Genomic DNA, 25,841 nt, shown 5'->3' on the forward strand with positions numbered 1-25,841 from the left:
GTGAAGAACGCTTTCGTCGTTACTCGGCAACGATCGCGTAGATGTCGGAGTCGCGCAGGATGAGGTACTCCTCGCCCTCAAGCTTGACCTCGGTCGCGCCGTACTTGCTGTAGATGACGATGTCGCCGACCTTGACGTCGACCGGCGTGCGCTCGCCCTTGTCGTTGTACTTGCCTTCGCCCACCGCGAGCACCTCGCCACGGGTCGGCTTCTCCTTCGCAGTGTCCGCCAAGATGATGCCGCTGGCGGTCTGGGTCTCCGCCTCGGCGGCCTTGACGATGATGCGATCGCCCAAAGGCTTCAGATTCATCGACGCTCCTCCTAGTGACTCGTACTGACTTCAGCGCCGGGATGCCGGCGCCAGATGACACGCTTGCCGAGAACCCCGCGCACTGGTTCTTACCCCCTGTGCGCGCTATCGATTCCCGAGTGCTGGCACTCGACGTGCGCGACTGCCAACGAGTTGTGATTCTAGCGGGAGTGCGCGACGTGGACAAGTCGTGGCGTGTGAAAAACGTGTGAATCTAAGCGCCAAGCGCTCAAGTCCGTGCGGCAACTGGCACCTATTGCGTGTCGAGGCGCAAGCTCGGATTGGGCTCGGCATCCAAGCCGAGACGCTCGCCGCGCAGGTAGCGGTAGTGTGCGGCGGCCGCGAACATGGCGGCGTTATCCGTGCACAGCATCATCGGCGGCACGCTAACGTGCACTCCCAGCGCCTCGATCGCCTCGGTCAGCGCGCTGCGCAGCGCGGGGTTGGCCGCAACACCTCCGCCGAGGCAAAACGTGGTGGCGCCCGTCTCTTCGACCGCGCGGACCGCCTTGAAGACCTGCACGTCGATGACCGCCTGCTGGAACGACGCTGCGAGGTCGGGCACGTCGATCTCGTGGCCGGCCTGCTGCTCGTGGCGAATGTGGTTGATGACGGCGGTCTTGAGCCCGGAGAGTGAGAACGCGTAGTCGCCGCTTCGCATCATCGCGCGTGGGAAGTCGATGGCAGCCGGGTCGCCGGTCTCGGCGAGGCGCGAGAGGATTGGACCGCCGGGATAGCCCAGGCCCAGCACCTTGGCGACCTTGTCGAACGCCTCCCCTGCCGCGTCGTCCAGCGTCTCGCCCATCGTGCGGTACACACCCCACTCGGGCATGTGCACGAGCGACGTGTGCCCGCCTGAAACGAGCAGCGCCACCAGCGGCGGTGCGACGAGCGGGTCGGCGAAGACGTTGGCAAAGATGTGGCCTTCGAGGTGGTTGACGCCCACCAGAGGTAGCCCCGTTCCCATCGCAAGCCCCTTGGCGTACGCAAGCCCCACTACCAGCGCGCCGACCAGCCCCGGGCCGTAGGTCACCGCGATCGCGTCGAGCGCCGAGAGCGGCAGCGGCCCGTCGAAGCCGAGCGCGGGCCCGGCCTCGGCAAGCGCCTCGTCGACGACGCTGACGATCGCCTCGGTATGCTTGCGGCTCGCGATCTCGGGCACCACGCCACCAAAGCGGGCGTGGAAGTCGATCTGGCTCGCGACGACGTTGGCCACGAGCTCGCGGCCTCCTCGCATCACGGCGGCAGCGGTCTCGTCGCACGAACTCTCGATTGCGAGAATCAGCTCGGCATGGGGCGGCTCGTCATCCATCGCGGCCTTGCTGGCTGCCGACGACGCAGCTCCGCTCGAAGATGTCGGCAGATCGCCCCACATGATGAGCGCAGCCTCGCCGGTATCGGCGTAGTAGCCTGGTCGCTCCCCGACCGGCTCAAGTCCTAGCGACTCGTAGAGCGCGATTGCGGCGGTGTTGCTCGGCCGGACCTCGAGCGTCATGCGCGTGGCCCCCATCGCCGAGGCGAGCGCCATCGCCTCGGCAGCCAGAGCGCGACCGAAGCCCTCACCTCGGCGAGTCGGATCGACAGCGAGATTCATGAGGTGAGCATCGTCGTCCACAAGCATCACACCTGCGTAGCCAAGTACACGGCCCGAATCCTCGGCGACCAGATAGGCGCGGCGTGAGGCGCGCAGCTCCTCGCGAAACGCTCCGGCCGACCACGGGTCGCGGAAGGATGCCGCTTCGAGCGCCGCCACGGCCGAGACGTCGTCGAGGCGCATGTCGCGCACGCTCGCGCTCATCGGCCGTCACCTGCGACGCCGCTGGGCGGAGTCAGACCAGCGCGACCGGCGGCTGCGGCCTCGTTCTCCTCGGCGTCAGAGAGTCGCGTGTAGAGCGGCAGCAGATCGCCCGGTGCGCCGGAGCCCAGCTCCCCCGCTGCGCGAGCGGTTGCGAACGCGAGGAAGAGCCCGTGCGCGTAGGGCGCCCACAGGCGCTCGTCGGCGACGGTCGCCTCCCGTCCGAGCGAGTCGGCGAACAGCTCGCCGTACTTGCGCAGGCCGTTGCCGGCCAGCACCAGCGGCTCGCCAAGACGCGCCCACTCCTGTGCCACGTCGGCGGGCTTGGCGACACGATCGGGTGCGAGCCGCACCGCTCGGCCGTGACCGCAGCGAAACAGCGCCGGATAGACCTCACCGCGCATCGCATCGCCGAGCACCCCAAGCAGCATCGTGCGCTCCTCGGCGATGCCCCACGCGATCGCATCCAGCGTGCCGACGCCCCACAGCTCAACGCCGAGGCCGTGCGCGAGACCCTTCGCCGTCGCAACGCCGATGCGCACGCCGGTAAACGAGCCCGGCCCCCGCCCGACGATGACCGCCCTCACGTCGTGCACGGAGAGTTTGCTGCCTGCGAGCAGCGACGCGACGGTCGGAAGAACGCGCGACATCGCGGCCCGCGGGGCATCGACGACCGCCGAGGCGAACGTCTCGATCGTAGTCTCGGTCAGCCACGCGAGGCCGACCGCCGTGATCTCGGTGGAAGTGTCGAGCGCCAGCAGGAGCTCTCTCACGAGCGCGCCTCCACGTCACTGGCGACGCACACACCCTTGAGGCCCGCACCTGCGTCTCGCCACGCGGCCGAAAGCGATGCGCCGCGTTCGCCGAGCGGTTTGAGCACCAGAGTGCGGGCATCATCGTCGGTGATCAGGATGCTGACGATCAGACCGTCGGCGGGCATGGAGTCCCCGAAGCGATCGCCCCACTCCACGACCGACACTCCGTCGGCTTCAAGCGTGCCCCAGTAGTCCAGGTCCTCGAGCTGATCGCCGGTCTCGAGACGGTAGAGATCGAAGTGATACAGCGGCAGGCGCCCCTCGTGAACGAGTAGGAGGTTGAACGTCGGGCTGGTCACCGGTTCGGCGACGCCAAGACCACGGGCGATACCCTTCGTGAGCTGCGTCTTGCCCGCGCCGAGGTCGCCGGACAGGATGAGCACATCGCCCGCGCTGAGCTGCGGCGCAAGTGCCTCGCCGAGCGCCTCGGTGGCGTCTCGGCTGGTGGTGTCGAACGCGACGGCGCGGGCCATCAGAACAGCCTCGTCTGGGCGTCGGGCGAGGTGTGAGCGGAGTCGGCCGGTGGCGTCGCGAGCGGGCCCTCGGCCGGAGGCGCAGTCGCAGTCGCAGGCACCACCGCGGCCTGCGCGGCTTCGTCGGTTCTCGCGACGTCGGCGCCGTCGGTGCGCGCCTGGGCGAGCAACTCGCGCAAGCGGCCGAAGTCGTCGAAGAGCGCGTCGCGCTTGGTGCGGTCGTAGATCGCGGCAGCCGGATGGAAGATCGGTAGCACCGTGAAACGGCCGGCACTCTGCGGGCGTCCGTGAAGGCGAGTGATGCCCGTCTCCGTCTTGAGCACGAACTTGGTCGCGAAGTTGCCCAGCGTCACGAGAACGTCTGGGTGGATGAGGCGAATCTGCTCGCGCAGGAATGGCGTACACGTCTCGATCTCGATCGGCTCCGGATCTCGATTGCCGGGCGGTCGGCACTTCACCACGTTGGCGATGTAGACCTCGGCGCGGTAGAGCCCCGCGTGGGCGAGCAGCTCGTTGAGCAACTGGCCCGCGGCGCCTACAAATGGCTCGCCCTTCAAGTCCTCGTTCTTGCCCGGACCCTCGCCGATGAACATCACTCGAGCGTGTGGGTCACCAACGCCAAAGACGACGCGCGTGCGCGTTTCACCCAGCGGGCAGCGGTGGCAGTCGCCGATGTGCGTACGAAGCGCTTCGAGGTCTGGGCAGCCGAGGCCAGGCACAGCACTCGGCCCGCTCAGATCCAGGTCGCGACCTCGGCGAGCGGTCGGCGGGCGGGACGACCCGCAGACTCCGCCGAGTAGCCCACCGGCAAGATCGCGATCGGCTCGATGGGAGCCTGGATGCCCAGAGCTTCGCGCACGGCGTCGGCGTCAAACGCGCCGATCCAACACGAGGCTAGGCCACGGTCGACAGCCGTGAGCAGGATGTTCTCAACGGCAGCCGCGGAGTCTTGAATGCAGTAGAGCCGCTCACCGCGGTCCGAGTAACGCGCAGCGCACGGCCGAGGATCCACCGAGACAACGATGACTACGGGCGCAGCGGTCGCCCAACGCTGGCGCAGCGCCGTGCCGAGACGCTCGCGCGACTCCAGTGAACGGGCGATCGTGAAGCGCCACGGCTGGATGTTGCCGGCAGTGGGCGCGGTCACGGCGGCCTCGATCAGCGCGCGGATGTCCTCGTCGGCGACATCGAGCTTGCTGTTGAAGTGGCGCACACTGCGCCGCTTGGCCAAGACCTCGGAGAACTCCATGGACCGCTCCTTCGACAACGCATGAGCCTTGGTGACAGGGGCTTTCGGCCACCATAAGTGTCACATTCTAGCCCATGCCCTCAAGCCCCTGCATGCCAAACGCCGAGACCAACACAATCCCCAACGCAGGGACACCGCCGAGCACGTCGAAAGCTTACATCGGAGGTGAGGGCCGTATGTATGACAAGCATCCAGACGTGACCGATGAGGATCTGGGTATTCGCGCGTTCCAGATCAAGAGGGCCAAGGCTGTTGAAAGAGCGATCCAGCTGATCCGGCATGGCCTAGGCCAAGGCTGGAAGGATCTCACAGGCGAAGAGATCGACGAGCTTGAGTGGGTGCTCGGCGAGCTATGGTCGTACGTAGCTCGTGCGCACTGGGACGACCTGCGCTTTGGCCAGGTGACAACGCGCGACATCATCAAGATGCTCACATTGGGAAGCCAGATGCGTCGCCACGCGCGCAACAACATCGAGATCTTGCGCGAGATCGATGCGATCGTGTCGGCCGAGTCGCAGGGCAGCTATCAAGAGCCCGACGAGGCCTAAGGCTCCACAAACTCGCACGGCAAAGAACGATGGCCCCGGGAGAGTATCCCGGGGCCATCTGCTTGTGCTCTGGTAGTGCAGTTACTTCGCGGCCAGCGCCGCGCGCTTCTTCGCCTCGATCTTCTTCTTGACCTTCTTGAGGCGGAACAGATCCTCACGCGCACGCTCGTCGAGCGTCTGGCTGATATAGCTGACCTGCTCGATGAGCGAAGGCACCGTAATCTGCTCGAGCGCGTTGACTCGGCGGTTCGTCTTGTTGATCTCTTCGCCGAGTCGCTTCAGGCGGGTCTCGATGTCGGCGTATTCGATGATGACGTCGAGGATCTTCTCGAACTTCTCGGCAGTCTCGTCGACTCGTGAGGAGACGCCGGTGACCGAGTAGCCTCGTGTGAACGACGACTTGATCGGGCTCTCGCCCTTGGTCACGACCGGGACCGACACGCCCATGATCTTGGTACCGGTCATCTCCACGACGATCTCGCCCTTCGTGGCAAGGCCCGCGGAGCGCAGCGCAACGACGCCGTCGACCGCTTGAGCGACGGCCAGAGAGTACTGGGCCTCGCGAACGGTCTTCTGAATCGAGTCCGAGAGTCGAAGCGTCTCGTCCATGACGCCCATGAACTCGATGAGCAGCGCGTCACGCTTCTGCTTGAGCAGGTCCATGCCCTGCTGAGCCAGACCGATCTGCTGCTTGCGCTCGAGGAGCTCTGCTCGTGTTGGTCGTACTTCTTCCATGGGTTAGGCCTCCGCGGCCGCGGCGTCGTCTTTGTCCTGCAGTGCGACGTAGTCGGGGTGGTACTTCTCGATGAAGTCGCGAACGCGCTTCAGCTCGCCCATCGGCAACGCGCCCATGAGCTCCCAGCTGATGTCGAGCGTCTGCTCGATCGTACGACCTTCGTCGCCCTGACCCACGATGCGCTCCTCGAACTGGTCGGCGAAGCGCAGGTACGCGCGGTCTGTGTCGGAGAGAGCTTCCTCGCCGACGATTGCGACCAGCTTGCGGAGGTCGCGACCTTGCGCGTACGCGGCGTACATCTGGTTGGCGACCGCACGGTGATCCTCGCGCGTCTTGCCTTCGCCGATACCGAGGTTCATCAGGCGCGACAGACACGGCAGCACGTCGATCGGCGGGAAGACCGCCTTGCGGTGCAGCTGGCGGGAAAGCACGATCTGGCCCTCGGTGATGTAGCCGGTGAGGTCAGGAATCGGGTGCGTGATGTCGTCGTCCGGCATCGAGAGGATCGGGAGCTGCGTGACCGAGCCTTTGCGGCCCTTGATGCGGCCGGCGCGCTCGTAGATGGTCGAGAGGTCCGTATACATGTAGCCGGGGAAGCCTCGGCGGCCAGGAACCTCTTCGCGTGCCGTCGAGACTTCGCGCAGCGCCTCGCAGTAGTTGGTCATGTCGGTGAGCACAACGAGTACCTGCAGGTCCTTCTCGAACGCGAGGTACTCGGCGACCGTGAGTGCAGCCTTCGGGGTGAGCAGGCGCTCGACGGTAGGGTCGTCGGCCAGGTTGAGGAAGAAGACGACGCGCTCAAGTGCGCCCGTGTCTTCGAACTGCTGACGGAAGAAGGCCGCCTCGCGGTTCGTGATGCCCATCGCCGCGAACACGATGGCGAACTCCTCGCCCGACTTGACGCGTGCTTGGCGGATGATCTGCGCCGCGAGCTCGTTGGCCGGAAGGCCCGAGCCCGAGAAGATCGGCAGCTTCTGGCCACGCACGAGCGTGTTCAGGCCGTCGATGGCGCTGATGCCGGTCTCGATGAAGTCCGCCGGCTGCTCGCGGGTGTACGGGTTGATCGGCGCGCCGGTAATGTCGAGGCGCTTCTCCGGGATGATCGGGGCGCCACCGTCGATCGGCTTGCCCGTGCCGTTAAGCACGCGGCCGAGAAGCTCGACCGAGACGTCGATCTTGGCGACCTCTTCGAGGAAGCGGACCTCTGTCTTGGCGATGTCGATACCCTGCGTACCTTCGAACACCTGGATGACGGCCATGTTACCGCTGATCTCGAGTACCTGACCGCTGCGACGCGAGTCGTCGGGCATCAGGATTGAGACCATTTCGTTGTACGCAACGCCCTTGACGTCCTGCACGAAGATCAGCGGGCCCGTCACGTAGTTCAGCGTACGGTAGTCGACGGAGAGCAGCGAGCGGTGTGCAGCTGCGGCGGTTTCCGGGGTCATGTGCTAGTACACCTCGATTCCAGCGATGTCCTCGACGACCTTTGCCGTCATCTCTCGCATCTTGGCGAGCGATTCCTCATGTGGCGTGGTCTTGAGCACCGCGATCTCGTCACGGATGGGCAGGTCGAGGATCTCGCGAAGAGCAACTCCGCGGTTCAGAGCGCCGGTGGCGGCGTCGTTGAACGCCAGGATCGTCTTGAGGATCCAGTACTGCTTATCCGGCGGGCAGTACGCATCGACCTCGTCGAATGCGAACTGCTGGAGGAAGTCCTCACGCAGCATTCGAGCGATTTCGAGGATGAGCTTCTCGGACTCCGGAAGTGCGTCCGGGCCGACCAGCTGCACGATCTCTTGCAGCTCGGTCTCCTTCTGCAGGATCGACATCGCACGCTCGCGATGCTCGAGCCAGTCCGGGGCAACGTTCGTCTCGTACCAACCGCGCACCTGGCCGAGGAACAGCGTGTAGCTCTTCGTCCAGCTGATGGCCGGGAAGTGGCGGCGGTGGGCTAGCGAGGTGTCGAGCGCCCAAAACGCGCCCGTGACTCGCAGGGAGTTCTGCGTCATCGGCTCGGACATGTCACCACCGGCCGGCGACACCGCACCGACCATCGTGACGGAGCCGATACGATCGTCGTCGTCGCTGCCGAGCGGCTTGACTCGACCACTTCTCTCGTAGAACGCGGCGAGACGTGTGGCCAGATACGCCGGGTATCCTTCCTCACCCGGCATCTCCTCGAGCCGACCGGACACCTCGCGGAGTGCCTCACCCCACCTGGAGGTAGAGTCGGCCATCATCGCGACGTTGTAGCCCATGTCGCGGTAGAACTCTGCGAGCGTGGCGCCTACGTAGATCGAGGCCTCGCGGGCCGCGACCGGCATGTTCGATGTGTTGGCGACGAGCACCGTGCGGTCCATGAGCGGCGCATCGTGACGAGGGTCGTCAAGGTGCGGGAACTCGGTGAGGACCTCAGTCATCTCGTTGCCGCGCTCGCCGCAGCCGATGTAGACGATGATGTCGACGTCGGCCCACTTGGCCAGCGACTGCTGGGTGACCGTCTTGCCTGTGCCGAAACCGCCCGGGATGATCGCGTTGCCGCCCAGGGCGATCGGGAAGAACGTGTCCAGGATCCGCATGCCCGTCGTAAACGGCGTGGTCGGGTCCATCTTCTTGACGTACGGACGTCCCTGACGTACTGGCCAGCGCTGGCTCATGCAGATCTCGGTGCCATCCTCGAGCGTCGCGACGACCGTGTCTACGTTGTACTTGCCAGCCGAGATGACGCTGGCGATCTTGGAGTTCTTGGTGTTCGGCGGAACCATGACCTTGTGCAGGATGGTCTGGCCCTCGGGAATCGTCCCGACGACGTCGCCGCGTCCGACCATGTCGCCAACGGCGACGGTCGGTGTGAACTCCCACAGCTTCTCGCGGTCAAGCGCCGAGGCCCGCGTTCCACGCTCGATGTAGTCACCGCTCTGAGCCGCGATGACGGGCAGCGGGCGCTGGACGCCGTCGTAGATCGATGTCAGCAGACCCGGGCCAAGCTCGACCATCAGCGGGCCTTCGGTCGACTCGACGATCTCGCCGACCTTCAGGCCGGACGTGTCTTCATATACCTGGATCGTGGCCGTGTCGCCCTCAAGGCGGATGACCTCGCCCATGAGGCCCTCTTCGCCTACGCGGACGATATCGTACATACGGGCGCCCCGCATGCCGTCCGCGACCGCGACCGGGCCGGTGATCTTTGCAATCGTTCCGACGATCATGTCATCCCCGCCTCAGCGTGATATCGAAGCCGATCGCTCGCCTGATGAGCCTTGAGAGGTAGGCCCGGTGGTCCTCACCTATCTCAAGCTTCTCCCTGATCGGCAGGGAGACCACGATCGGCCGGTATATCGAATCGATCTTCCTTTGGATCCGTTCATCGACTGCGGTCATCAAGCGCTCATGAACCGCGATGATGCCGGTGGCATCATCGTCGAGCAGTGACGCTAGCCGAGAACGGGTCATCTCGGGTGACTCCATTACCTCGACATCGACTCCTGCGAGTCGGAACCCGTCAGCCGTGTCGGCATCGGTGAGAACGACGAGCTTATACAAGGATCAGCTCCTCCCTCACCCGGTCCGCCGGCATACCGACGGCCTTACCTTTGACGATGATGCGCAAGTTGGTGATCTCGTTCTGCTTGCCGTAGAGATACGCGATGGCGACTCCGACCCCTTGGGGGTCGCGAATGCTCGACTGGAGCGCTGTTCGCATGAGCATCTCTTCAAGAGCACGCTCGAACACGGGAATCGAAGCGTTCTCGAGGTAGCGCAGGGCAGCGGCGTCCAGCGCGGAAGCGTACACAGTCCTCTTGAGACGATCGAGCACCTCATCCACGTCGGAGAGCTTCGCAAGTTCCAAGAAGAGGTCCTTGCGAACTACACGTCCGCCCTCGAGAAAGTACCTACTCGCGTTGGCGGACTCGGCGTCTGCCTTCAAGAGGCGGAACACCATGACGAGGTTCGCCGTGTCGATCTGCAGCCCCAAGATGCGCCGTGCAACGGACACGTCCACAGCATTGCCTGTGAGCCGGCTTGAGGCCCACTCGGCGTACTGCCGGTCCAGCGCCAACTCGAGAGGCGCCAAGTCGTTGTCTCGCGCATACTCCGGGTAGAACTGACGCAGCGGCGCAGCGTAGGGCAAGCCCCACATCGCCATCGTGTCGATGACCGCGCGTACGTCGTCGAAACGAGTGAGCGCCTCGAGCTCGTCCTCGCCGAGATAGCCGGCCGGGAAGAAGTTCGACTTGATCTCGTCCAGTGACACATGGTTGTGCGCCCCACGCAGGATCGTCTTGATGTTGAAGACGTCCCAGCGACCGAGCAGTGTCGAAAGCAGCTTGCGCGCCTTCGGATCCACAAAGGACAACACTTTGCGGTACGCCCGCACCATGTTCACTCGAAGCGCTTCATCGATGACGTCGGAGGTGAAACCGTGGACCACCTCGCCCTCGAGATCAGTTTGGTACTCGGTCTCCATGAGGGTCTTGACGGTCGTGGCGACGTCCGGCAGCTCGATCAAACGCTCGTAAAACGCGTGCGGCAAGAGATGCGAACGCATGCCTCGAAGGCGTGCGTTTGCATACCCCGCGTCGGTCTCGGGGACCGTCGTGTTGCCTGCCGTGACGACAGCCTTGCTCATGAGAACAGTACCTTCGCCACATCGGCCTGGAGCATTTGACGCGTGCGGTCGAGACGGTCCTCGAGGGTATTGCGGCGGACGATGCGTCCGTCAAACGCCTCGACGACCAAGCCGCCCGCAGTCTGCAGCGTCGGATCGATCGTGGCCGACAACCCCGCAGCCTCTGCAGCGCGCGAAGCAAGCGCCGCATCGGCCGGAGCGACCTCGATGGTCACAGCGCCTTCGAGCCCTTCGAGCGCCTCCTTGGCAAGCGCCAGGAAGAGCTGTTCGTACGTGCCGCTGGACCGCGACTCCGACAGCTTCGCGAGCGCGGCATCGAACACCGCAACGACGGCATCGCCCTTGACGGATGACACGATCATCTTCGACTCAAGACGCGCTGCGTTGACCGTCTTGGCGGCTGCTGCATTTGAGACACTTTCGGCCTGACGAGTGAAGCGGTCGTGAATCTGTTCGGCCTCCCGCTTGCCCTCCTCGACGATGAGCCGCGCATGCTCGCGCGCCTCTTCGAGAACGGCTTCGGAGTCAGCCTGCGCTTGCTCGTCCAGCGCTCTCAGGATGTCTTCGATGGCCATAGGAACGTCCCTCTCTTACGGATCGACGGTTGAACTGCCCTCGTCTAGCCGTTGAGGAGGATTGCCATAACGAAGCCGAGCAGGACGATAACCTCAGGCAGAGCGGTGAGGGTGAGCACGAAGACGCGCTCTTCCGGACGCTCAGCGAGGGTACCCTGACCGGCGGAGCCGATCCTGGCCTGCGCGTAGCCTGCTGCCATTGCCGAGATACCCATGGCCAGTGCGGCGCCGAGCGTCTTGACGGCGTCTGCCATCGTCGTGACCTTGGTCGCGTCAGCACCGAACGCAACTGCAGGAACGACCAGAACCCCCAACAACGTGCACCAGAACACATACTTAGCGAGCCTCTTGCTGATCATGTACGCTACTCCCCTCCGGTCTTGTGGAACGGCTTGTACTCCTTGTTACTCGTCTCAAAGAACCCCCCGAAGAACTCGAGGAAGTTCAGACGAATCGCGTGAATTGTTGGCGTGAACGCGCAGATGACGAAGTTCAGAATCTGCAGCGGAACAGCCAACAGAAGACCGATGACTGGGTTGCCCATCTTGATGGCGATCCCGTTGACGGCCGTGGCGAAGATGGCGCCGGCGAGGCCGACGGCCATGATTCGCAGATAGCTCGCAATGTGGGTCAGCGCAAGGATGGATTCAATGCCTCCGTTGATGGAGCCACCCTTGATTGCGTAGAACAGACCCATGAACAGGAGCAGCGCGGCTGCGGCCTGAAGCACCAGAGCCCACGTGCTGCCAACGCTCACGGTCAGCAGTGCACCGAAGACGACCATCAGGATCAGGAAGACAAAGCCAACAACGAACGCGACGATGCCGCCCTTCTCATATACATGAGACCAGTGCTTCGTCTTGATCCCGTTATAGATGCCTAGTGCTAGACCCAGCAGCACCTGCACGAGCCCGACCACAATGGCGATGATGAGGAACGGAATCAACATCTCCGTCGAGGTACGTTCGAACGGCAACAGCTGCGTGGCGCCAGCCGGAACGGTTCCGAATCCGATGGCTCCGTTGAGGCTGTAGATCGGCTGGATGAGGTTTGCGAACTGCGGACCCAGCAGGTTGCCGAAGAACTCGCCAAAGACGAATCCGAAGATGATTACCGAGGTTGCCGCGGGGCCAAGCACCGCTGTTGCGAGCTGGACACCGTCGTTGTCCGGGAACTTCATGCGCAGCCAGATGACCGTGCCGAGCATGACGAGTCCGTAGCCGATGTCTCCTACGATCATGCCGAAGAACAGCGGGTAGAAGAGCGCCAACATCCAGGTCGGGTCGTAGGTGCCGTACATCGGCTTGCCCATGACACCCATGAGCGACTCGAAAGGCTTGAGGTAGCCGGGGTTGTCCAGAGCCACCGGGGCGTTGGCGAAGTCCTTCTCGGTGATCTCGAGCTGCGAAACCACGATGTCGTCGCCGAACTGCTTCTTGAGGTCGGCTTCAACCTCGGGAAGATCCGCAACCGGGACCCAACCGTCGATCATGAACGCATATTCGGTGCGGCCGAACTGCGGGATCGCGACGATCTCGTCGATGCGGTCGACCAGCACGTCGCGAGCCGTGGCCAGCTTCGTGTACCACTTGTGCGCCATCTCGGTGAGTTCGCTACGAATCTTGTCCAGCTCGGCCGGCAGTTCTTCGCGACGCTGACGGATGTTCTGGTAGGCGACGTCGAGCGGCATCTCCTGGAAGTCCTGCGGCAGACGAATCTGGTTGACGTTCTCCATCGCGAGGAACTTGTGAACCGGCTCGGCGTACTGGCGAGCGTAGACGACGATTGCCGCCGTGGTCGTCTCGTCGATATCGGTAGAGAGGATCTCGCACTGCGACTTCGTGAGCTTGTCCAGCTCGACCTGCAGGTGCTCGAGGCCCTCCTTGTAGCGGCGCTCGACCAGCAGCGCCACGCTATCGAACTGCCCGGTGACGACCAGCTGCTTTGCGAGCGGTTGGATCTTGGACAGGATCGGCTCGTAGCGAGCGAGAAGTGCGAGCTCTGACTCGGTCTGCGTATGCAGCGAAGCCAAGTCCGCCGTCTTCTCTTCGACCTCGCCGATCGCCGAGGAGATCTCGACAGCGAGCTCGTCTGGCTTGAGGTGCCAGAGGCGCTCGTACTCGACCGTGCGCGACTTCGGGTCTATGCCTCCCTCAGGCTCCGAGAGCGTCTTGAGGATGGCGCGCACACGTATGAGCAGCTCATCGAGCTGGTCGTACGTCTTGACCTCGTCGCCCGCGATCTCCATGCGGTCGAGTGCGACCTCGCCGCTCTGGATCTTCTTCGAGAGGTCCTCGATGTGGATCTTGCCTTGTTCGTGAAGCGCACTCACGACGTCGAGAAACAAGCCCTTCGGGCCTATGATCTCGACCTTTGCCATCGGGACTAGCACGTCGACCACCCTCCCCGGTGTCGGTACGTCCCGTCGAGCCCGCTGCTAGACAACGGACACGGCGTCCAGCACAAGACGCACCGCATCATCGCGGCGCGCATCGACCTGAGCTTGAATCCTATCGGCCTCTGCCTTGGCGTCGGTGCGAAGCGTGTTAGCTTCGGCGTCTGCCTTCGCACGAATCTCGGCGTCCCGGCTGGCCGCACCGGCACCGCCTTCGCTCTCTGCGATGTTCACGAGCTCAGCGGCCTTCTTGCGAGCGGTGGCGATAATCTCGTCAGCCTCACGCTTGGCGGCCAGAACCTGGCCCGAGATCTCCAGTTCCTTCTCGCGAATGAGGTGCAACGGAGTGTTCGCATCCGATGCGATCGTCTCCTGGTGCAGCCGAATCTCTTCGACGACCTTACTGTCGTCCACAGCAGTCCCCCTCATCATGTAGCGCGTGCGTTGGTGGAAGCGCATAACGCGCCTCGATGGGTGTTTCGCTATCGAGGGGGTGGGCTCCTGCCGAGATACCGCTTCGGAAATGCATCTTTTCCGAGAAAGGCGCCCGAATCGCACGAATTGGGGCGAACCACGGGCCGTGACCTACCGGTAGAGCCTCTCCATACGCATTCCGAATGCGCATGCTAGCTCGTAGTTGATGGTCCCGGCCTTCTCGGCAAGCGACTCCATGCGGATGCTCTCAGCGCCCTGCGTCCCGACGATCACGGCCTCGACGCCGCGCTTCGCGTCGATGTCGCGCGGCACCTCGACCATCAGCTGGTCCATGCATACGCGCCCGATCTGCCGGCAGCGCTTTCCGCCGAGCAGAACGTCCATCTCGTTGGACAGAACGCGGTGAACGCCGTCGGCGTAGCCGAGCGGCAGGGTGGCAACGACGGTAGGAGCCGAGGCGGTCCACGTGAAGCCGTAGCTGACGCTCTCGCCCATGGCCACGCGTTTGACCAGCGTCGCGCGAGCCTTGACCGACATCGCGGGCGCCAGACCGATGACCTTCTCGGTGGCGTGGCTGGGATGCAGGCCGTAGATCGCAATGCCGCATCGAACCATGTCGTAGTGCGCCTCGGGATACAGGATCGTCGCCGGACTGTTGGCGGCGTGCACGATTCCAGCATTCACGCCTTCGGTGCGCATCTCGGAGAGTGCCTTCTCGAAGCGCTGTAGCTGACGCGTGACCTCCCAGTCGCCCGCGACATCGGCGGTAGCGAGGTGCGTGAAAGTACCCTCCAGCCTCAGACCGGGAAAGTCGGCGAGGTTGCGAGCGAACGGCGCGGCGTCCTCGGAATGGATGCCGATGCGATTCATTCCCGAGTCGATCTTGAGGTGGAACGGCGCCTCGATGTCGCGCGCGGCGGCACACTTGCCCAGCGCGACCGCGAACTCTCGCGTAGTGACCGTCGGGACGATCTGGCGCTCGAGCAGCGTGGGGATCGCAGCCTCGGGTGGCTCGGAGAGCAGCTGCACCGGTGCCGAAATGCCCGCGTCTCGCAGCTCGACGGCCTCCGCGACGGTGGCGACTCCCAGGCAGTCAGCCCCCCCGGCTAGCGCGGCGCGCGCCGCTCGTACCGAGCCGTGACCGTAGCCATCGGCCTTGACGACGGCCATGAAGCGCGTGCCCGGCCGAGTCAGCGCCTTGAGCGTCGCCACGTTCCTGGCGATGGCCGCCGTGTCGATCTCGGTCCAGGCCCAACGCATGCTCGTCACTGCTCGGCTCCCGCAATCATCGAGCGCAACACGTCGGACTTGGTGACGATGCCAACGAGCTTGTCGCCATCGAGTACGGGCAGTCGCGAGACGTCGCGATCGACCAGAAGCGTTGCGACGTCTTCGACGCTCGAGCTCGCCTGCACCGTGTGTGGCTCGGCGGTCATCACATCGGCGACTGTGGCGGCGACGGCCTTCTTCAACTCGCGCTCGAAGCGACTCGTCGACGGCGGATACATGATGAAGCCGTCGAGCAGATGGATGTAGGTGGGGTACTCGAGCTTGATGTCCTTCATGATGAGGTCGCCCTCGGTCACCAAGCCGGTCAGCTTGCCGCCGTCGACCACGGGTAGCGCGCCGATATGCCGATCGACCATCAGCCGAGCCGCATCGGTGACGCTCATGGACGAGGGAACCGTCACTGGGTTGGCGGTCATGATGTCGCGCACTGTTTTGTCGACCATCTTGGGTCCTCCTCGTTCGCGGTGCGAGACCTCGTGCTACCAGCTGCCGAGCAACTCGGCCGCGGCGACAGGCAGATACTCTGGCACGTCTTCGGACGTAACGCACAGCGGCGTCAGGTCGGCCGCCGCGGCCTCGCCTGCGCGACCGTGAAGGTATGCGCCGAGTGCGGCTGCGTCGAACGCCGAGAGCCCCTGCGCCAGCAGCCCACCGATCACGCCGGCTAGAACGTCACCGGTCCCCGCAGTGGCAAGCGCGGGCGATCCCGACGTGTTGATGACCTGTCGACCATCGCCGCTGGTCACGGTACCCGCACCCTTGAGCACGACCACCCGTCCGGGTCCCGCAAGCTTCGCTGACGAGGATACCCTATCGGCTTGAACGTCGGCCGCCGTCGTGCCCAGCAGGCGGGCGAGCTCGCCAGGATGGGGGGTGATGATGGTTGGCTGCCTGCGCCGCTCGACGAGTTCGTGCGCGTCGACCAGCGCGTTGAGTGCGTCCGCGTCGATGACGAGCGGCCTGTCGAGACGCGACACTATCTCGCGCGCCGTCGCAGCTGCGCCGTCGGCCATCGTCAGCCCCGGCCCAAGCACCACCGCGTCGAACTCCCGAGCCAGCGCGATCGCCTTGTCTGCGGCTGCCGAGGAAAACGCGTGCGTGCGGCCCTGTGGCAGCCCCACCACGGGCGCGGCAAGCAGATGGGCCTGTGCGGTCGCCACGACGCCGTCTGGCACCGCGAGCGTGACGTAGCCTGCGCCCGACCGCATCGCTCCGCGCGTCGCGAGCACGGCCGCGCCCGGGAACTGCCCCGAGCCGGCGATGACCAGCACGCGCCCTCGCGCGTTCTTGTGGGTGTCGGCCGCTGGAAGCGGCAGCAGCGCCGCGTACTCCTCGGCGGTCCAGACCTCGGGCGCCTCGGCGAGCTCGGCGACGAAACGAGGCTCGATGCCGACGTCGGCGACAACGACCTCGCCAGCGTAGGCGGCGGCCGGGAACAGCAGCAACCCGCACTTGGGAGCGGTGAACGTGACGGTGCAGTCAGCGCGAATCGCATCGCCGAGAACGGCGCCCTTGTCGGCGTCGATGCCGGTTGGGACATCGACGGCTATCACGTAGGCGCCACTCTCGTTGGCCGCGCGCACCCAGGAGTCCAGCGGCTCGCGAAGCGCCCCGCTCGAACCGATGCCGAGGAGCGCATCGACGATGACGTCGCCGCCGTGCAGGTCCTCGGCGCTGAGTGGAGCGGTGGGAACGCGCCAGTGCACCCCGGCGACCATCGCGCCTTTCGCAGCCTCGGCGGCGATTCCCTTCAGGTCGCGTGGATTGCGCGTCGTGAGCACGCGCACGGCACGCCCCTGCGCGTGCAGATCGTGTGCGGCGATCCAGCCGTCTCCCGCGTTGTTGCCCGAGCCAGCGAGTACGAAGACGGAGCCGTGCTCGTCGCGCGCGGCGACTTGTGCTGCGACGGCCGCGCCGGCGGCTCGCATCAGCGTGGCGAGCTCGACGCCCTGCTCGGCGACGGCGCGCGCCTCAACGGCCCGGACCTGCTCGGCGGTGAGTGCTCGGATCACGGCGCCACTCCTCATCGGCAGAATTGGCGGGGTGGCCCGCATGCGAGCCACCCCGGTTCGCTACTCCGAATCTGTTCCCCTGCTTGGGACGTCGTCAAGCAGCGCGCGCGCTTCCTTGAAGTCGGCGGCGAGCTTGGCCATCGGATCGGGTCGCTCGTCCTTGCGCGGCCGTGCGCCCTCGGTGATGGCGACGGCTGAAGCCACGGCCGTTGTGTGCGTGAACGAGAGAGAGAGGTGCATCTCGACGATGCCCAGCTCCTCGGCGCGCTCGGCGGCCTTGCCCAGCAGTCGCGGCACGGGGCGGCCGTTGCTCTCGCGCACGACCTCCACGTCGGTGAAGCGCATGCCTGAGAACCCGGTCCCCAGCGCCTTGAGCACGGCTTCCTTGGCCGCGAAGCGCAGCGCGTAGTGCACCTCCGGGCGGCTGCGCTTCTCGCAATACGCGCGCTCCTCGGCGGAGAACAGCCGTTCCTTCATACGCGGATGACGAGCCAGTGCATCGCGCATCCGATCGATCTCGACGATATCGACGCCCAGTCCGGTGATCACCTGACTACTCCACCGTCACAGACTTGGCGAGGTTGCGGGGTTGATCGACGTTGCAGCCCCGCGCTTTGGCGATGTGGTAGCTCAAGAGCTGCAGCGGAACGACCGCCGGAATCGCCGAGAGAACCTCGCTGACGGCCGGTATCTGCAGCACGTGCTCGGCGTGCTGGTAGATGTCCTGATCGCCGGCGGTTGCCACCGCGACGATGCTCGCACCACGAGCGCGCACCTCCTGGATGTTGCTCACAACCTTCTCGTAGACGCGACCCTGCGTCGCCACGACCACAACCGGCATCTCGTCGGTAATCAGTGCAATCGGCCCGTGCTTCATCTCGCCGGCCGGGTACGCCTCGGCGTGGATGTAGGAGATCTCCTTGAGCTTGAGCGCCCCCTCCATGGCCACGGAGACCCCAAACCCGCGGCCAAGGAACAGCGTGCTCTTGGCATCGACGAACGCTTCGGCGGCCCCGCCCAGATCTCCGAGGTCCTCGAGGATAGCCTCGACCACGTCGGGGATGTGCGAGAGCTCCTCGAACAGCGACGCAACGCGCTCGTCAGACATCGTGCCCTTCGCCTGCGCGAGTTTGAGTGCGAGCACGGTCAGCGCGGCGATCTGCGCCGTGAACGTCTTGGTCGCGGCGACGCCGATCTCGGGCCCCGCGTGCGTGTAGATGCAGCCGTCCGACTCGCGCGTGACGCGGGACCCGACAACGTTGGTGACCGCGATGACCTTGGCGCCACGGTCGCGCGCCTCGCGGACTCCAGCCAGCGTGTCGGCCGTCTCACCAGACTGCGTGATGGCGACACACAGCGTCTCCTCGTCGACGATCGGGTCGCCGTATCGGAACTCGCTGGAGCACTGGACCTCAACCGGGATGCGAGCCCACATCTCGATGAGGTTCTTAGCCGCAATGCCGGCGTGTAGCGACGTGCCGCACGCGATGATGTAGACGCGGTCTATCGCCGAGACGTCCTCGGGCGTCATCGCCAGCTCGGAAAGTTGGATCTGGCCGTCGTCGCCCAACCGCCCGCGAAGCGTCTCTCGGATAGCCTTGGGCTGCTCGTTGATCTCCTTGAGCATGAAGTCCTCGTAGCCGCCCTTCTCGGCGGCGTCGAGGTCCCACTCGACGTGCATCATCTCGGGCACGACGACTGCGCCCTCGCTGTCGGTGACGACCACGCCCTGCGTCGTGACGCTGGCAACATCGCCATCGCGCAGGGCCATGACCTCGCGCGTGTACTCGAGCACGGCCGGGATGTCGCTTGCGACGATGTTCTCGCCCTCTCCGATACCTATGATCAGCGGCGACTCTTTGCGCGTCGCGACGACCTCGTTGGGGTCGTCAGCGTGAACAACCGCGAGCGCGAAGCTTCCGTCCAGCTCACAGATCGTGCGCGTGACCGCTGCTACCAGGTCGCCTTGGTAGTAGCTCTCGATAAGATGCGCGATCACCTCGGTGTCGGTCTCGCTGCGCAGGATGTGGCCGTTGGACGCCAGCTCTTCGCGCAGCTCGGCGTAGTTCTCGATGATGCCGTTGTGGACCACCGCGATCTTGCCGGTGCAGTCCGTGTGTGGGTGCGCGTTCTCCTCGTTGGGACGCCCGTGCGTCGCCCAACGAGTATGCCCGATGCCCAGAGAGCCGGTTACCGGCGAGGCCTCCAGTGCGTTGCGCAGATTGACGAGCTTGCCTACACGGCGCACGACGTTGAGCTGTGCATTCTCCAGCACGGCGATTCCCGCCGAGTCGTAGCCGCGGTACTCCAGTCGAGCCAGCCCGCCGAGCAGCACGTCGCTCGCTCGGCGTGGGCCGATGTATCCGACGATTCCACACATAAGTCTCTAGACCTCCGTGTCGATTAGAGAAGTGACCGGTCAGTCGCGGTCGATATACCGCAGCGAGCCCGCGGCGACGCCTCGTGCCGAGAGCCGGGGCAGTGTGCCCCTGAGTGTGTGGTGGGAAAACCGGTGCGTTGCCGCTTTGTTCCGCGATCGCTCGCGGGCTTTGTCGACAACGTCACGACCCCGGTTGGGGCCGGAGAGCCATCCGCCGAATGTTTCGATGAGCCCTCTCCTCGTCAACTGGCGCGCGAACTCTCCGCTGCTGCCAGTCCCGGCGCTACATGGTGCGATCTTGAGTTCGTAGGCGGCTCCTCCGGTCGACGCTTCCAAGGACCTCAGTGTAGCAGGAGGCCTGTGCAGTAACAGTGACGGAGCCGTGACGAGAGGGCACTAGCGCTCGGCCAGAAGACGCGTGATCCCTGGATGGCTCTCGGCGTGGTGACAGAGCTGCGCCTCGGCGTCCAAGCAGCTCTCTGGCGGCATTTCGCCGGGAATCATCCCAGCTCCGACTTCACGATCTCCACGAGACGGTCGACCACGTCGGCGGCGACCTCTTGCTCGCTTGCCTCGGCCATCACACGCACGAGCGGCTCGGTGCCCGACGCGCGGACCAGCACGCGCCCAGAGTCGCCGAGTTCGTCCTCGGCCTGCTTGACCGCCTCGGCGAGTACCGCGCTCGTGGCCAGGCGCGTCTTGTCGGCGACACGGACGTTGACCAGCACCTGCGGGAAGCGGCGCATGACCTGGCGAAGCTCACTTGCAGGCTTGCCGGTGGCGCGCATCACGTGCGCGAGCTGCAGCGCCGTGACCAGACCGTCGCCGGTGGTGTTGTGCTCAAGGAAGATGATGTGACCCGACTGCTCGCCGCCGAGAACCGCACCCGACGTCTGCAGCTGCTCGAGCACGTAGCGGTCGCCCACCTTCGTCTTGATGACGGTGATTCCGCGCTCCTTCATCGCCAGCTCGAATCCGAGGTTGGCCATGACGGTCGATACCACAGTGTCGAGGGGCAGCTCGCCGGCGTCGTGCATCTGCGCGGCCGTAATCGCCATGATCGCGTCGCCGTCGACCTCGGCGCCGGTCTCGTCGACCGCCAGGACCCGATCGGCATCGCCGTCGTGCGCGATTCCCAGGTCGGCGCCGGTGGATCTGACGAGTTCGGTGACGGGGCCCAGATGTGTCGAGCCACAGCCGACGTTTATGTCCATGCCGGTCCAGTCGCAGTTGATCGCGACGACTTCGGCGCCGAGACGGCGCAGCGTCTCGGGTGTTGCAACCGAAGCGGCGCCGTGACCGCAGTCCAGCGCGATCTTCAGGCCCGTGAGGTCGCCGTCGATTGTGGCGACACAGTGCTGGATGTAGCGTTCGACCGCGCCGTCGATCGGCATGGCAACGCCCACTCCGTCGCCGACGGGGCGCTCCCAGTCGCGCTCGGCCTGTGTGAACGTCTCAATCTCGTCCTCAAGGTCGTCGGGCAACTTGAAGCCGTCTCGGCTGAAGAACTTGATGCCGTTGTATTCAGGCGCGTTGTGCGACGCCGAGATGACCACGCCGCCATCGGCACCCAGATCGCGCGTGAGCAGGGCAACCGCCGGCGTCGGGATGATGCCTGCCAGCAACGCGTCAGCGCCCCCGGCACAGATGCCAGCGACCAGCGCGGCCTCGAGCATCTCGCCGCTGCGTCGCGTGTCGCGACCTACAACGATGCGCCCGCGCCCCTTGTCACCGAGGAAGTGCCCGGCCGCCTCCCCCAGCTTGAAGGCGAGTTCTGGCGTTAGCTCCGCATTCGCGATGCCGCGCACGCCGTCGGTTCCGAAGAGTCGAGTCATCCGTGTGCCCCCTAAGAGAAGAAAACGAGGCCCGCCGCAACAGTGTGCGACGAGCCCCGTCCAAATGCGATGGTGCGGTCTGCCGCGCCTAGCGCTTGGAGAACTGCGGCTTCTTGCGGGCCTTCTTCAGACCGTACTTCTTGCGCTCGACCATACGTGGGTCGCGACGCAGATAGCCGGCACGCTTGAGCTCGGGACGATACTCGTCGCCGGCCTGCAGGAGTGCACGAGCGATACCGTGACGCAGCGCGCCGGCCTGGCCGGACGTGCCGCCGCCGTGGCACTGGGCGATGACGTCAAAGCGACCGGTGGTCTCGGTCACCTTGAACGGCGTCTCGGCGAAGTTGACGAGGGCCTGACGGCCGAAGAACTCGAGGCCGGTCTTCTTGTTGACGGTCATCAGTCCGGTGCCGGGGACCAGTCGCACGCGGGCGACCGAGGTCTTGCGGCGACCAGTGCCGTAGTAGACAGCTTTGTTCTCAGCCATGCCTTAGCCCTCCAGGGTGATCTCGCGCGGCTTCTGCGCGCCATGCGGGTGGTTAGGGCCGGCGTAGACCTTGAGTTTGCGGTTCATGGCACGACCGAGAGTGTTCTTCGGCAGCATGCCCTTCACGGCCTTCTCGATGATCCGCTCCGGGTGCTTCTCGAGCATCCGAGCGAACGAGACCTCTTTCAGCCCACCGATCCAACCGGAGTGGCTGTAGTAGATCTTAGTCTCGGCCTTGTTGCCGGTAAGACGAATCTTCTCGGCGTTGATGACGATGACGAAGTCACCGGTATCGACGTGCGGTGTGTACTGCGGCTTCCTCTTGCCCTTGAGAATCTGAGCGATCTCAGTGCAGAGTCGGCCGAGCACCATGTCAGTCGCGTCGACGACGAGCCACTCGCGCTCGACTTCGCCGGGCTTGGCGTGGTAGGTCTTCACAAAGTCCTCCAACGAACGATTACGATATGTGTTCGGTTCGAACCTTCACGGGGCTGCTGAAACGAACCCACCCATAGTAGCCGCGCCACTCCGGCGCGTCAACGAGCACACGCCGCCGGGTGTGGCCATCGGCCACCAAGCCGCGAAATCAGCCGCGCACCCACACCTCTTCTGGGTAGCCCACAGACCACAACATGAGTCCGTTCGCGGGCGCCGTCGGCCCGGCTGCGGCGCGTCGCTGCGCCTCCAGCGCATCGAGCACCCACTGCGGGTCACGCCTGCCGCTACCCACCTCGACCAGAGTCCCGACGATGGTACGCACCATGGAGTGCAAGAACGCGTTGCCCACGACCCTCACGGTGAGGCACTCCTCGCCCAAAGCTTGCTCGACGAACAGATCGATGGATGTGACTCGGCGCGTGGTGCGCTTGCCCGCAGCCGAGATTGTGACGCAGAACGAGCGAAAGTCGTGCTCCCCGACGAGGTGGCTCGCGGCGGCGCGCACTGCCTCGACATCGAGCGGGGTCTTAACCCACCACGCGACCGGGCTCAAGAACAGCGGGGGCACCGGCCCGCTCACGAGCCGATAGCGGTACTCGCGGGATACCGCGTCGAACCTCGCCGAGAACCCCTGCCGCGCTCGTCGAACCTCGCGCACCGAGATGTCCTCGCCCACCAGCGCGTTCAGGGATCGCAGCAGCGCTACGTCGTCGGGCTCGCCGCCTATCGTCGGGAAGCTGACCACCTGCCCCAGCGCGTGTACGCCGGCGTCGGTGCGCCCGGCGCACGCCGTCACGATCTCGCGACGCAGAATCGTCGAGAGCGCCACTTCGAGGCGGCCCTGCACGGTATCTTGTCCTGGCTGCCGAGCAAACCCAGCGAACGGCTGGCCGTTGTACGCAACGGTCAGCGCGGTAGCGCCCGACTCGGCGGGTGTGGCACCGAGGCCGGCGCCGGGAGGTGTAGTTGATTCGCTCACGGGAGCAGTATCACCGCCGCCAGCGCCACAGTCACGCCGACTACCAGTGCGGTCCAGTCCGCGAACCTCATGCGCGCTTCGTGCAAACGCGTGCGCCCCTGTCCCGTGTAGCACCGAGACTCCATAGCGATAGCAAGGTCGTCTGCGCGTCGGAAAAGGTTGACGAACAAGGGCACGAGCACCGGCACCCACGCCCGTGCGCGCTTGACCGGCCCGCCCTCGTCGAAGACCGCTCCGCGCGCCGTCTGAGCCACGATGATCTTCTCGGCCTCCTCGGCGGTGGTGGGGATGAAGCGAAGGGCGATCGAGAACATCATCGCGACGTCATCGACTGGGACACGCACGAAGCGCAGTGGCCGCATGAGGCGAGACAGTGCGTCGGTGAGCGCAACCGGGGAGGTAGTCAGCGTGACGAGCGAGGTTCCCAGGACCAGTAGCACGATACGAGACGCGAAGAACAGTCCGCGGCTGAGGCCGGGTCCCGAGATGCCGATCGGCCCGAGCGTGAGCAGCGCGGAGACCGGCCGCCACAGCAGCGCGTTCACGGCCAGCGTGAAGGCTAGAAGCCAGAGGATGGGCACGAGGCCGCGAGCTACGAGCCGCCAAGGCACGCGCGAGAGCGCGATGACGGCCAGTACAACGATCGCAGCGGCTCCCATGGCAAGCCAACCCCGCGCCGAGAACAGCACAACGGTGAAGGCCAGCGCGAGCCCGAGCTTGGCACGTGGGTCCAACGCGTGCACCGGTGAATCGCCCGGGACGTACTGCCCGAAGGGGACCGGAACGCTCATCGACTCCACCCGCCTTCGGGCGTCAACAGGCTCGCGGCCGCATCGGGTTCGAGCGAGAACCCCGTTAGGGTAGCGCCCGCTTGCGTCGCTAGCAGTTGCACGCGCAACACGTCGGGCGCCGCGAGTCCGGCTCGCTCGAACGCGCTTGGATCCGCGACGAGCCGATCTGCCGCTCCCTCGAACGCCGTGCGTCCGCCCGCCAACAACAGCACTCGATCTGCCTCGCCGAGGAACTCGGCTGCCGAATGACTCACGACCACTATCCCGCTGCGCTTCCGCTCCGCGCCGATGAGCGTCCGCACGGCGGTGCGCCCGCGCGCGTCTAGACCGGCGGTTGGCTCGTCGAGCAGTAGGTAGCGCGGACACATAGCCAGCACGCCGGCGATCGCTGCTCGGCGTGCCTCTCCACCGGACAGCCCGAACGGCGAGCGCGTGCCGTATACGTCCGGATCGAGCCCAACACGGCGCAGTGCGTCGCGAGCGACAGCGGCTGCGTCCGACGTGCTCGCCCCAAGGTTGCGCGGCCCAAATGCGACGTCGTCGGCGACCGTCTCGGCGAAGAGTTGCGCCTCGGCGTCTTGGAAGACCATGCCCACGGCGCCGCGGGCCGAGCGGCCAGTGAGCGGCTCCCCGTCGATCGCCGCCCCGCCGGCACTCGCGCCGAGCAGCCCAGAGGCGATGCGAAGAAGCGTCGACTTGCCCGAGCCCGTCGCGCCGAGCACCAGCACGAGCTCGCCCGGCTCGACCGTCAGCGAGACGCCATCGAGCGCAGGCGCGTCCGAAGGCGCCGAGGCAACCGGGTAGCGGTAGCCGATGTTAGTCAGCGTCAGGGCCACAGCGACCCCACAATCGTCTCGACGTCCATGACGCCGGAGGGTAGCCGAGCGCCCCGAACCCGCAGCGCAACCGCGAGCCGCGCAAGAGGTGGCAGCTCCAGGCCGCTGGCCGCCAGCAGCTCCGCGCGACCGTAGAGTTCGACGACCGAACCCGCAAAGACCACGCGGCCGGCGTCGAGCACCATAGCGCGATCCGCGTCGACGATATCGGCGAGGTCGTGCGTAACGTGCATGACGCCCGTTCCCGATGCACGCAGCGCACGCACGATCGCGAGCACGTCGCGCCGCCCGTCGGGATCGAGCATCGAGGCGGGCTCGTCCAGCACCAGGTAGGCTGGCCGCATCGCGAGCGCACCAGCCATCGCAAGGCGCTGCTTCTGGCCGCCAGAGAGCAGGTGGGGTTCTCGGCGCTCGAGGCCTGGCAGCCCCACGGCCGCAATCGCCTCGTCGACTCGCTCGCGAATCTGCTCGCGCGGCAGCCCGAGATTCTCGGGCCCGAAGGCGACGTCGTCTTCAACGCTCGTGGCGACTATCTGGTCGTCAGGCCGCTGGAACACCATCCCGACACGCTCGCGCACGTCTCGAGTGCGAGACACGTCGCGCGTGTCGATGCCGTCGACGGTGACCGTGCCCGAGTCCGGAAGCAGCAGCCCGTTGGCGAGCTGCACCAGTGTGGACTTGCCCGAGCCGTTCGCGCCGAGCACCGCAACCTGCTCGCCGGGCTGAACGTCGAAACTGACACGGGACAGTGCGGGCGCACCCTGTGCCCCGGCGTAGGAGAAGCTGATGTCGGAAAAGCGGATCACGTCAGCGCGATCTTCCCTGGCAC

General features: G+C 65.5%; 26 protein-coding genes and 1 pseudogene. 1 reads left to right on the forward strand and 26 read right to left on the reverse strand.

What is annotated here, in order from left to right; translation table 11 throughout:
- Positions 1 to 19: 19 nt before the first annotated feature.
- The 5 genes and pseudogenes from groES to P4L93_03580 all read right to left on the reverse strand — a co-directional run bounded on the left by groES (position 20) and on the right by P4L93_03580 (position 4,642).
- Positions 20 to 310 (reverse strand): co-chaperone GroES, encoded by a 291-nt coding sequence (gene groES / locus P4L93_03560; GenBank protein MDR3686022.1) that lies wholly within the window; start codon positions 308 to 310, stop codon positions 20 to 22.
- Positions 311 to 563: 253 nt separating this feature from the next.
- A pseudogene (gene tsaD / locus P4L93_03565) lies at positions 564 to 2,878 on the reverse strand (tRNA (adenosine(37)-N6)-threonylcarbamoyltransferase complex transferase subunit TsaD).
- On the reverse strand, positions 2,875 to 3,393 hold the full coding sequence (tsaE, locus tag P4L93_03570; GenBank protein MDR3686023.1) for a tRNA (adenosine(37)-N6)-threonylcarbamoyltransferase complex ATPase subunit type 1 TsaE: 519 nt from the start codon (positions 3,391 to 3,393) through the stop codon (positions 2,875 to 2,877). The pseudogene tsaD and the gene tsaE overlap by 4 nt, the downstream one beginning before the upstream one ends.
- Positions 3,393 to 4,136, reverse strand: a complete 744-nt coding sequence (locus tag P4L93_03575; protein MDR3686024.1) for a uracil-DNA glycosylase — start codon at positions 4,134 to 4,136, stop codon at positions 3,393 to 3,395. Before P4L93_03575 ends, tsaE begins: the two co-directional genes overlap by 1 nt.
- Positions 4,127 to 4,642 carry a nitroreductase family protein gene (locus P4L93_03580; GenBank protein MDR3686025.1) on the reverse strand — a complete coding sequence of 172 codons (516 nt, stop codon included), beginning with the start codon at positions 4,640 to 4,642 and terminating at the stop codon, positions 4,127 to 4,129. Before P4L93_03580 ends, P4L93_03575 begins: the two co-directional genes overlap by 10 nt.
- 176 nt (positions 4,643 to 4,818) lie before the next feature.
- Between P4L93_03580 and P4L93_03585 the strand changes: the two genes are divergently transcribed.
- The gene (locus tag P4L93_03585; protein MDR3686026.1) at positions 4,819 to 5,190 is read left to right on the forward strand and encodes a hypothetical protein; all 372 of its coding nucleotides are present in this window, start codon (positions 4,819 to 4,821) and stop codon (positions 5,188 to 5,190) included.
- Between the two features lie 81 nt (positions 5,191 to 5,271).
- Here the strand turns inward: P4L93_03585 and P4L93_03590 are convergent, their stop codons facing one another.
- From P4L93_03590 to P4L93_03690, 21 genes are all read right to left on the reverse strand, one after another.
- Positions 5,272 to 5,925: a V-type ATP synthase subunit D gene (locus P4L93_03590; protein MDR3686027.1), complete on the reverse strand. Its 654-nt coding sequence runs from the start codon at positions 5,923 to 5,925 to the stop codon at positions 5,272 to 5,274.
- A gap of 3 nt (positions 5,926 to 5,928) precedes the next feature.
- Positions 5,929 to 7,374 (reverse strand): V-type ATP synthase subunit B, encoded by a 1,446-nt coding sequence (locus P4L93_03595; GenBank protein ID MDR3686028.1) that lies wholly within the window; start codon positions 7,372 to 7,374, stop codon positions 5,929 to 5,931.
- Between the two features lie 3 nt (positions 7,375 to 7,377).
- Positions 7,378 to 9,138 (reverse strand): V-type ATP synthase subunit A, encoded by a 1,761-nt coding sequence (locus P4L93_03600; protein ID MDR3686029.1) that lies wholly within the window; start codon positions 9,136 to 9,138, stop codon positions 7,378 to 7,380.
- Position 9,139: 1 nt separating this feature from the next.
- Complete coding sequence (locus P4L93_03605) at positions 9,140 to 9,472, reverse strand: V-type ATP synthase subunit F (protein MDR3686030.1); 333 nt, start codon at positions 9,470 to 9,472, stop codon at positions 9,140 to 9,142.
- Positions 9,465 to 10,559, reverse strand: coding sequence for a V-type ATPase subunit (locus tag P4L93_03610; GenBank protein ID MDR3686031.1), 1,095 nt, complete (start codon positions 10,557 to 10,559; stop codon positions 9,465 to 9,467). The genes P4L93_03605 and P4L93_03610 overlap by 8 nt, the downstream gene beginning before the upstream one ends.
- Complete coding sequence (locus P4L93_03615; protein MDR3686032.1) at positions 10,556 to 11,134, reverse strand: V-type ATP synthase subunit E; 579 nt, start codon at positions 11,132 to 11,134, stop codon at positions 10,556 to 10,558. Before P4L93_03615 ends, P4L93_03610 begins: the two co-directional genes overlap by 4 nt.
- A gap of 44 nt (positions 11,135 to 11,178) precedes the next feature.
- The gene (locus tag P4L93_03620) at positions 11,179 to 11,388 is read right to left on the reverse strand and encodes an ATPase (GenBank protein ID MDR3686033.1); all 210 of its coding nucleotides are present in this window, start codon (positions 11,386 to 11,388) and stop codon (positions 11,179 to 11,181) included.
- A 110-nt stretch (positions 11,389 to 11,498) separates the two neighbouring features.
- The gene (locus P4L93_03625; protein ID MDR3686034.1) at positions 11,499 to 13,535 is read right to left on the reverse strand and encodes a V-type ATPase 116kDa subunit family protein; all 2,037 of its coding nucleotides are present in this window, start codon (positions 13,533 to 13,535) and stop codon (positions 11,499 to 11,501) included.
- Between the two features lie 36 nt (positions 13,536 to 13,571).
- Positions 13,572 to 13,943 (reverse strand): V-type ATPase subunit subunit G family protein, encoded by a 372-nt coding sequence (locus P4L93_03630; GenBank protein MDR3686035.1) that lies wholly within the window; start codon positions 13,941 to 13,943, stop codon positions 13,572 to 13,574.
- A 171-nt stretch (positions 13,944 to 14,114) separates the two neighbouring features.
- The gene (gene alr / locus P4L93_03635) at positions 14,115 to 15,224 is read right to left on the reverse strand and encodes an alanine racemase (GenBank protein ID MDR3686036.1); all 1,110 of its coding nucleotides are present in this window, start codon (positions 15,222 to 15,224) and stop codon (positions 14,115 to 14,117) included.
- 5 nt (positions 15,225 to 15,229) lie between these two features.
- Positions 15,230 to 15,697 carry a CBS domain-containing protein gene (locus P4L93_03640; GenBank protein ID MDR3686037.1) on the reverse strand — a complete coding sequence of 156 codons (468 nt, stop codon included), beginning with the start codon at positions 15,695 to 15,697 and terminating at the stop codon, positions 15,230 to 15,232.
- Positions 15,698 to 15,733: 36 nt separating this feature from the next.
- Positions 15,734 to 17,266, reverse strand: coding sequence for an NAD(P)H-hydrate dehydratase (locus tag P4L93_03645; GenBank protein MDR3686038.1), 1,533 nt, complete (start codon positions 17,264 to 17,266; stop codon positions 15,734 to 15,736).
- Positions 17,267 to 17,326: 60 nt separating this feature from the next.
- The gene (locus P4L93_03650) at positions 17,327 to 17,815 is read right to left on the reverse strand and encodes a holo-ACP synthase (GenBank protein ID MDR3686039.1); all 489 of its coding nucleotides are present in this window, start codon (positions 17,813 to 17,815) and stop codon (positions 17,327 to 17,329) included.
- Positions 17,816 to 17,819: 4 nt separating this feature from the next.
- A complete protein-coding gene (gene glmS, locus P4L93_03655; GenBank protein MDR3686040.1) occupies positions 17,820 to 19,646 on the reverse strand; it encodes a glutamine--fructose-6-phosphate transaminase (isomerizing) in 1,827 nt (608 codons plus the stop codon).
- Between the two features lie 500 nt (positions 19,647 to 20,146).
- Positions 20,147 to 21,481: a phosphoglucosamine mutase gene (gene glmM, locus P4L93_03660; protein ID MDR3686041.1), complete on the reverse strand. Its 1,335-nt coding sequence runs from the start codon at positions 21,479 to 21,481 to the stop codon at positions 20,147 to 20,149.
- An 88-nt stretch (positions 21,482 to 21,569) separates the two neighbouring features.
- Complete coding sequence (gene rpsI / locus P4L93_03665; protein MDR3686042.1) at positions 21,570 to 21,968, reverse strand: 30S ribosomal protein S9; 399 nt, start codon at positions 21,966 to 21,968, stop codon at positions 21,570 to 21,572.
- 3 nt (positions 21,969 to 21,971) lie between these two features.
- Positions 21,972 to 22,406 (reverse strand): 50S ribosomal protein L13, encoded by a 435-nt coding sequence (gene rplM / locus P4L93_03670; GenBank protein ID MDR3686043.1) that lies wholly within the window; start codon positions 22,404 to 22,406, stop codon positions 21,972 to 21,974.
- A 148-nt stretch (positions 22,407 to 22,554) separates the two neighbouring features.
- On the reverse strand, positions 22,555 to 23,385 hold the full coding sequence (gene truA, locus P4L93_03675) for a tRNA pseudouridine(38-40) synthase TruA (protein MDR3686044.1): 831 nt from the start codon (positions 23,383 to 23,385) through the stop codon (positions 22,555 to 22,557).
- Positions 23,382 to 24,176 (reverse strand): energy-coupling factor transporter transmembrane component T, encoded by a 795-nt coding sequence (locus tag P4L93_03680; protein MDR3686045.1) that lies wholly within the window; start codon positions 24,174 to 24,176, stop codon positions 23,382 to 23,384. The genes truA and P4L93_03680 overlap by 4 nt, the downstream gene beginning before the upstream one ends.
- Positions 24,173 to 25,012: an ATP-binding cassette domain-containing protein gene (locus P4L93_03685; protein ID MDR3686046.1), complete on the reverse strand. Its 840-nt coding sequence runs from the start codon at positions 25,010 to 25,012 to the stop codon at positions 24,173 to 24,175. The genes P4L93_03680 and P4L93_03685 overlap by 4 nt, the downstream gene beginning before the upstream one ends.
- Positions 25,003 to 25,818 carry an energy-coupling factor transporter ATPase gene (locus P4L93_03690; GenBank protein MDR3686047.1) on the reverse strand — a complete coding sequence of 272 codons (816 nt, stop codon included), beginning with the start codon at positions 25,816 to 25,818 and terminating at the stop codon, positions 25,003 to 25,005. The genes P4L93_03685 and P4L93_03690 overlap by 10 nt, the downstream gene beginning before the upstream one ends.
- Between the last annotated feature and the right edge of the window lie 23 nt (positions 25,819 to 25,841).

It is taken from the genome of Coriobacteriia bacterium (genome assembly GCA_031292615.1).
Classification (GTDB): domain Bacteria; phylum Actinomycetota; class Coriobacteriia; order Anaerosomatales; family JAAXUF01; genus JARLGT01.

Excerpts from the sequence above, each read along its gene's own strand:
- groES (MDR3686022.1), bottom strand. The coding sequence starts at position 310 with ATGAATCTGAAGCCTTTGGGCGATCGCATCATCGTCAAGGCCGCCGAG.
- tsaE (MDR3686023.1), bottom strand. The coding sequence starts at position 3,393 with ATGGCCCGCGCCGTCGCGTTCGACACCACCAGCCGAGACGCCACCGAG.
- P4L93_03580 (MDR3686025.1), bottom strand. The coding sequence starts at position 4,642 with ATGGAGTTCTCCGAGGTCTTGGCCAAGCGGCGCAGTGTGCGCCACTTC.
- P4L93_03585 (MDR3686026.1), top strand. The coding sequence starts at position 4,819 with ATGTATGACAAGCATCCAGACGTGACCGATGAGGATCTGGGTATTCGC.
- P4L93_03590 (MDR3686027.1), bottom strand. The coding sequence starts at position 5,925 with ATGGAAGAAGTACGACCAACACGAGCAGAGCTCCTCGAGCGCAAGCAG.
- P4L93_03595 (MDR3686028.1), bottom strand. The coding sequence starts at position 7,374 with ATGACCCCGGAAACCGCCGCAGCTGCACACCGCTCGCTGCTCTCCGTC.
- P4L93_03600 (MDR3686029.1), bottom strand. The coding sequence starts at position 9,138 with ATGATCGTCGGAACGATTGCAAAGATCACCGGCCCGGTCGCGGTCGCG.
- P4L93_03610 (MDR3686031.1), bottom strand. The coding sequence starts at position 10,559 with ATGAGCAAGGCTGTCGTCACGGCAGGCAACACGACGGTCCCCGAGACC.
- P4L93_03615 (MDR3686032.1), bottom strand. The coding sequence starts at position 11,134 with ATGGCCATCGAAGACATCCTGAGAGCGCTGGACGAGCAAGCGCAGGCT.
- P4L93_03620 (MDR3686033.1), bottom strand. The coding sequence starts at position 11,388 with ATGGCAGACGCCGTCAAGACGCTCGGCGCCGCACTGGCCATGGGTATC.
- alr (MDR3686036.1), bottom strand. The coding sequence starts at position 15,224 with ATGCGTTGGGCCTGGACCGAGATCGACACGGCGGCCATCGCCAGGAAC.
- P4L93_03640 (MDR3686037.1), bottom strand. The coding sequence starts at position 15,697 with ATGGTCGACAAAACAGTGCGCGACATCATGACCGCCAACCCAGTGACG.
- glmS (MDR3686040.1), bottom strand. The coding sequence starts at position 19,646 with ATGTGTGGAATCGTCGGATACATCGGCCCACGCCGAGCGAGCGACGTG.
- glmM (MDR3686041.1), bottom strand. The coding sequence starts at position 21,481 with ATGACTCGACTCTTCGGAACCGACGGCGTGCGCGGCATCGCGAATGCG.
- rpsI (MDR3686042.1), bottom strand. The coding sequence starts at position 21,968 with ATGGCTGAGAACAAAGCTGTCTACTACGGCACTGGTCGCCGCAAGACC.
- P4L93_03680 (MDR3686045.1), bottom strand. The coding sequence starts at position 24,176 with ATGAGCGTTCCGGTCCCCTTCGGGCAGTACGTCCCGGGCGATTCACCG.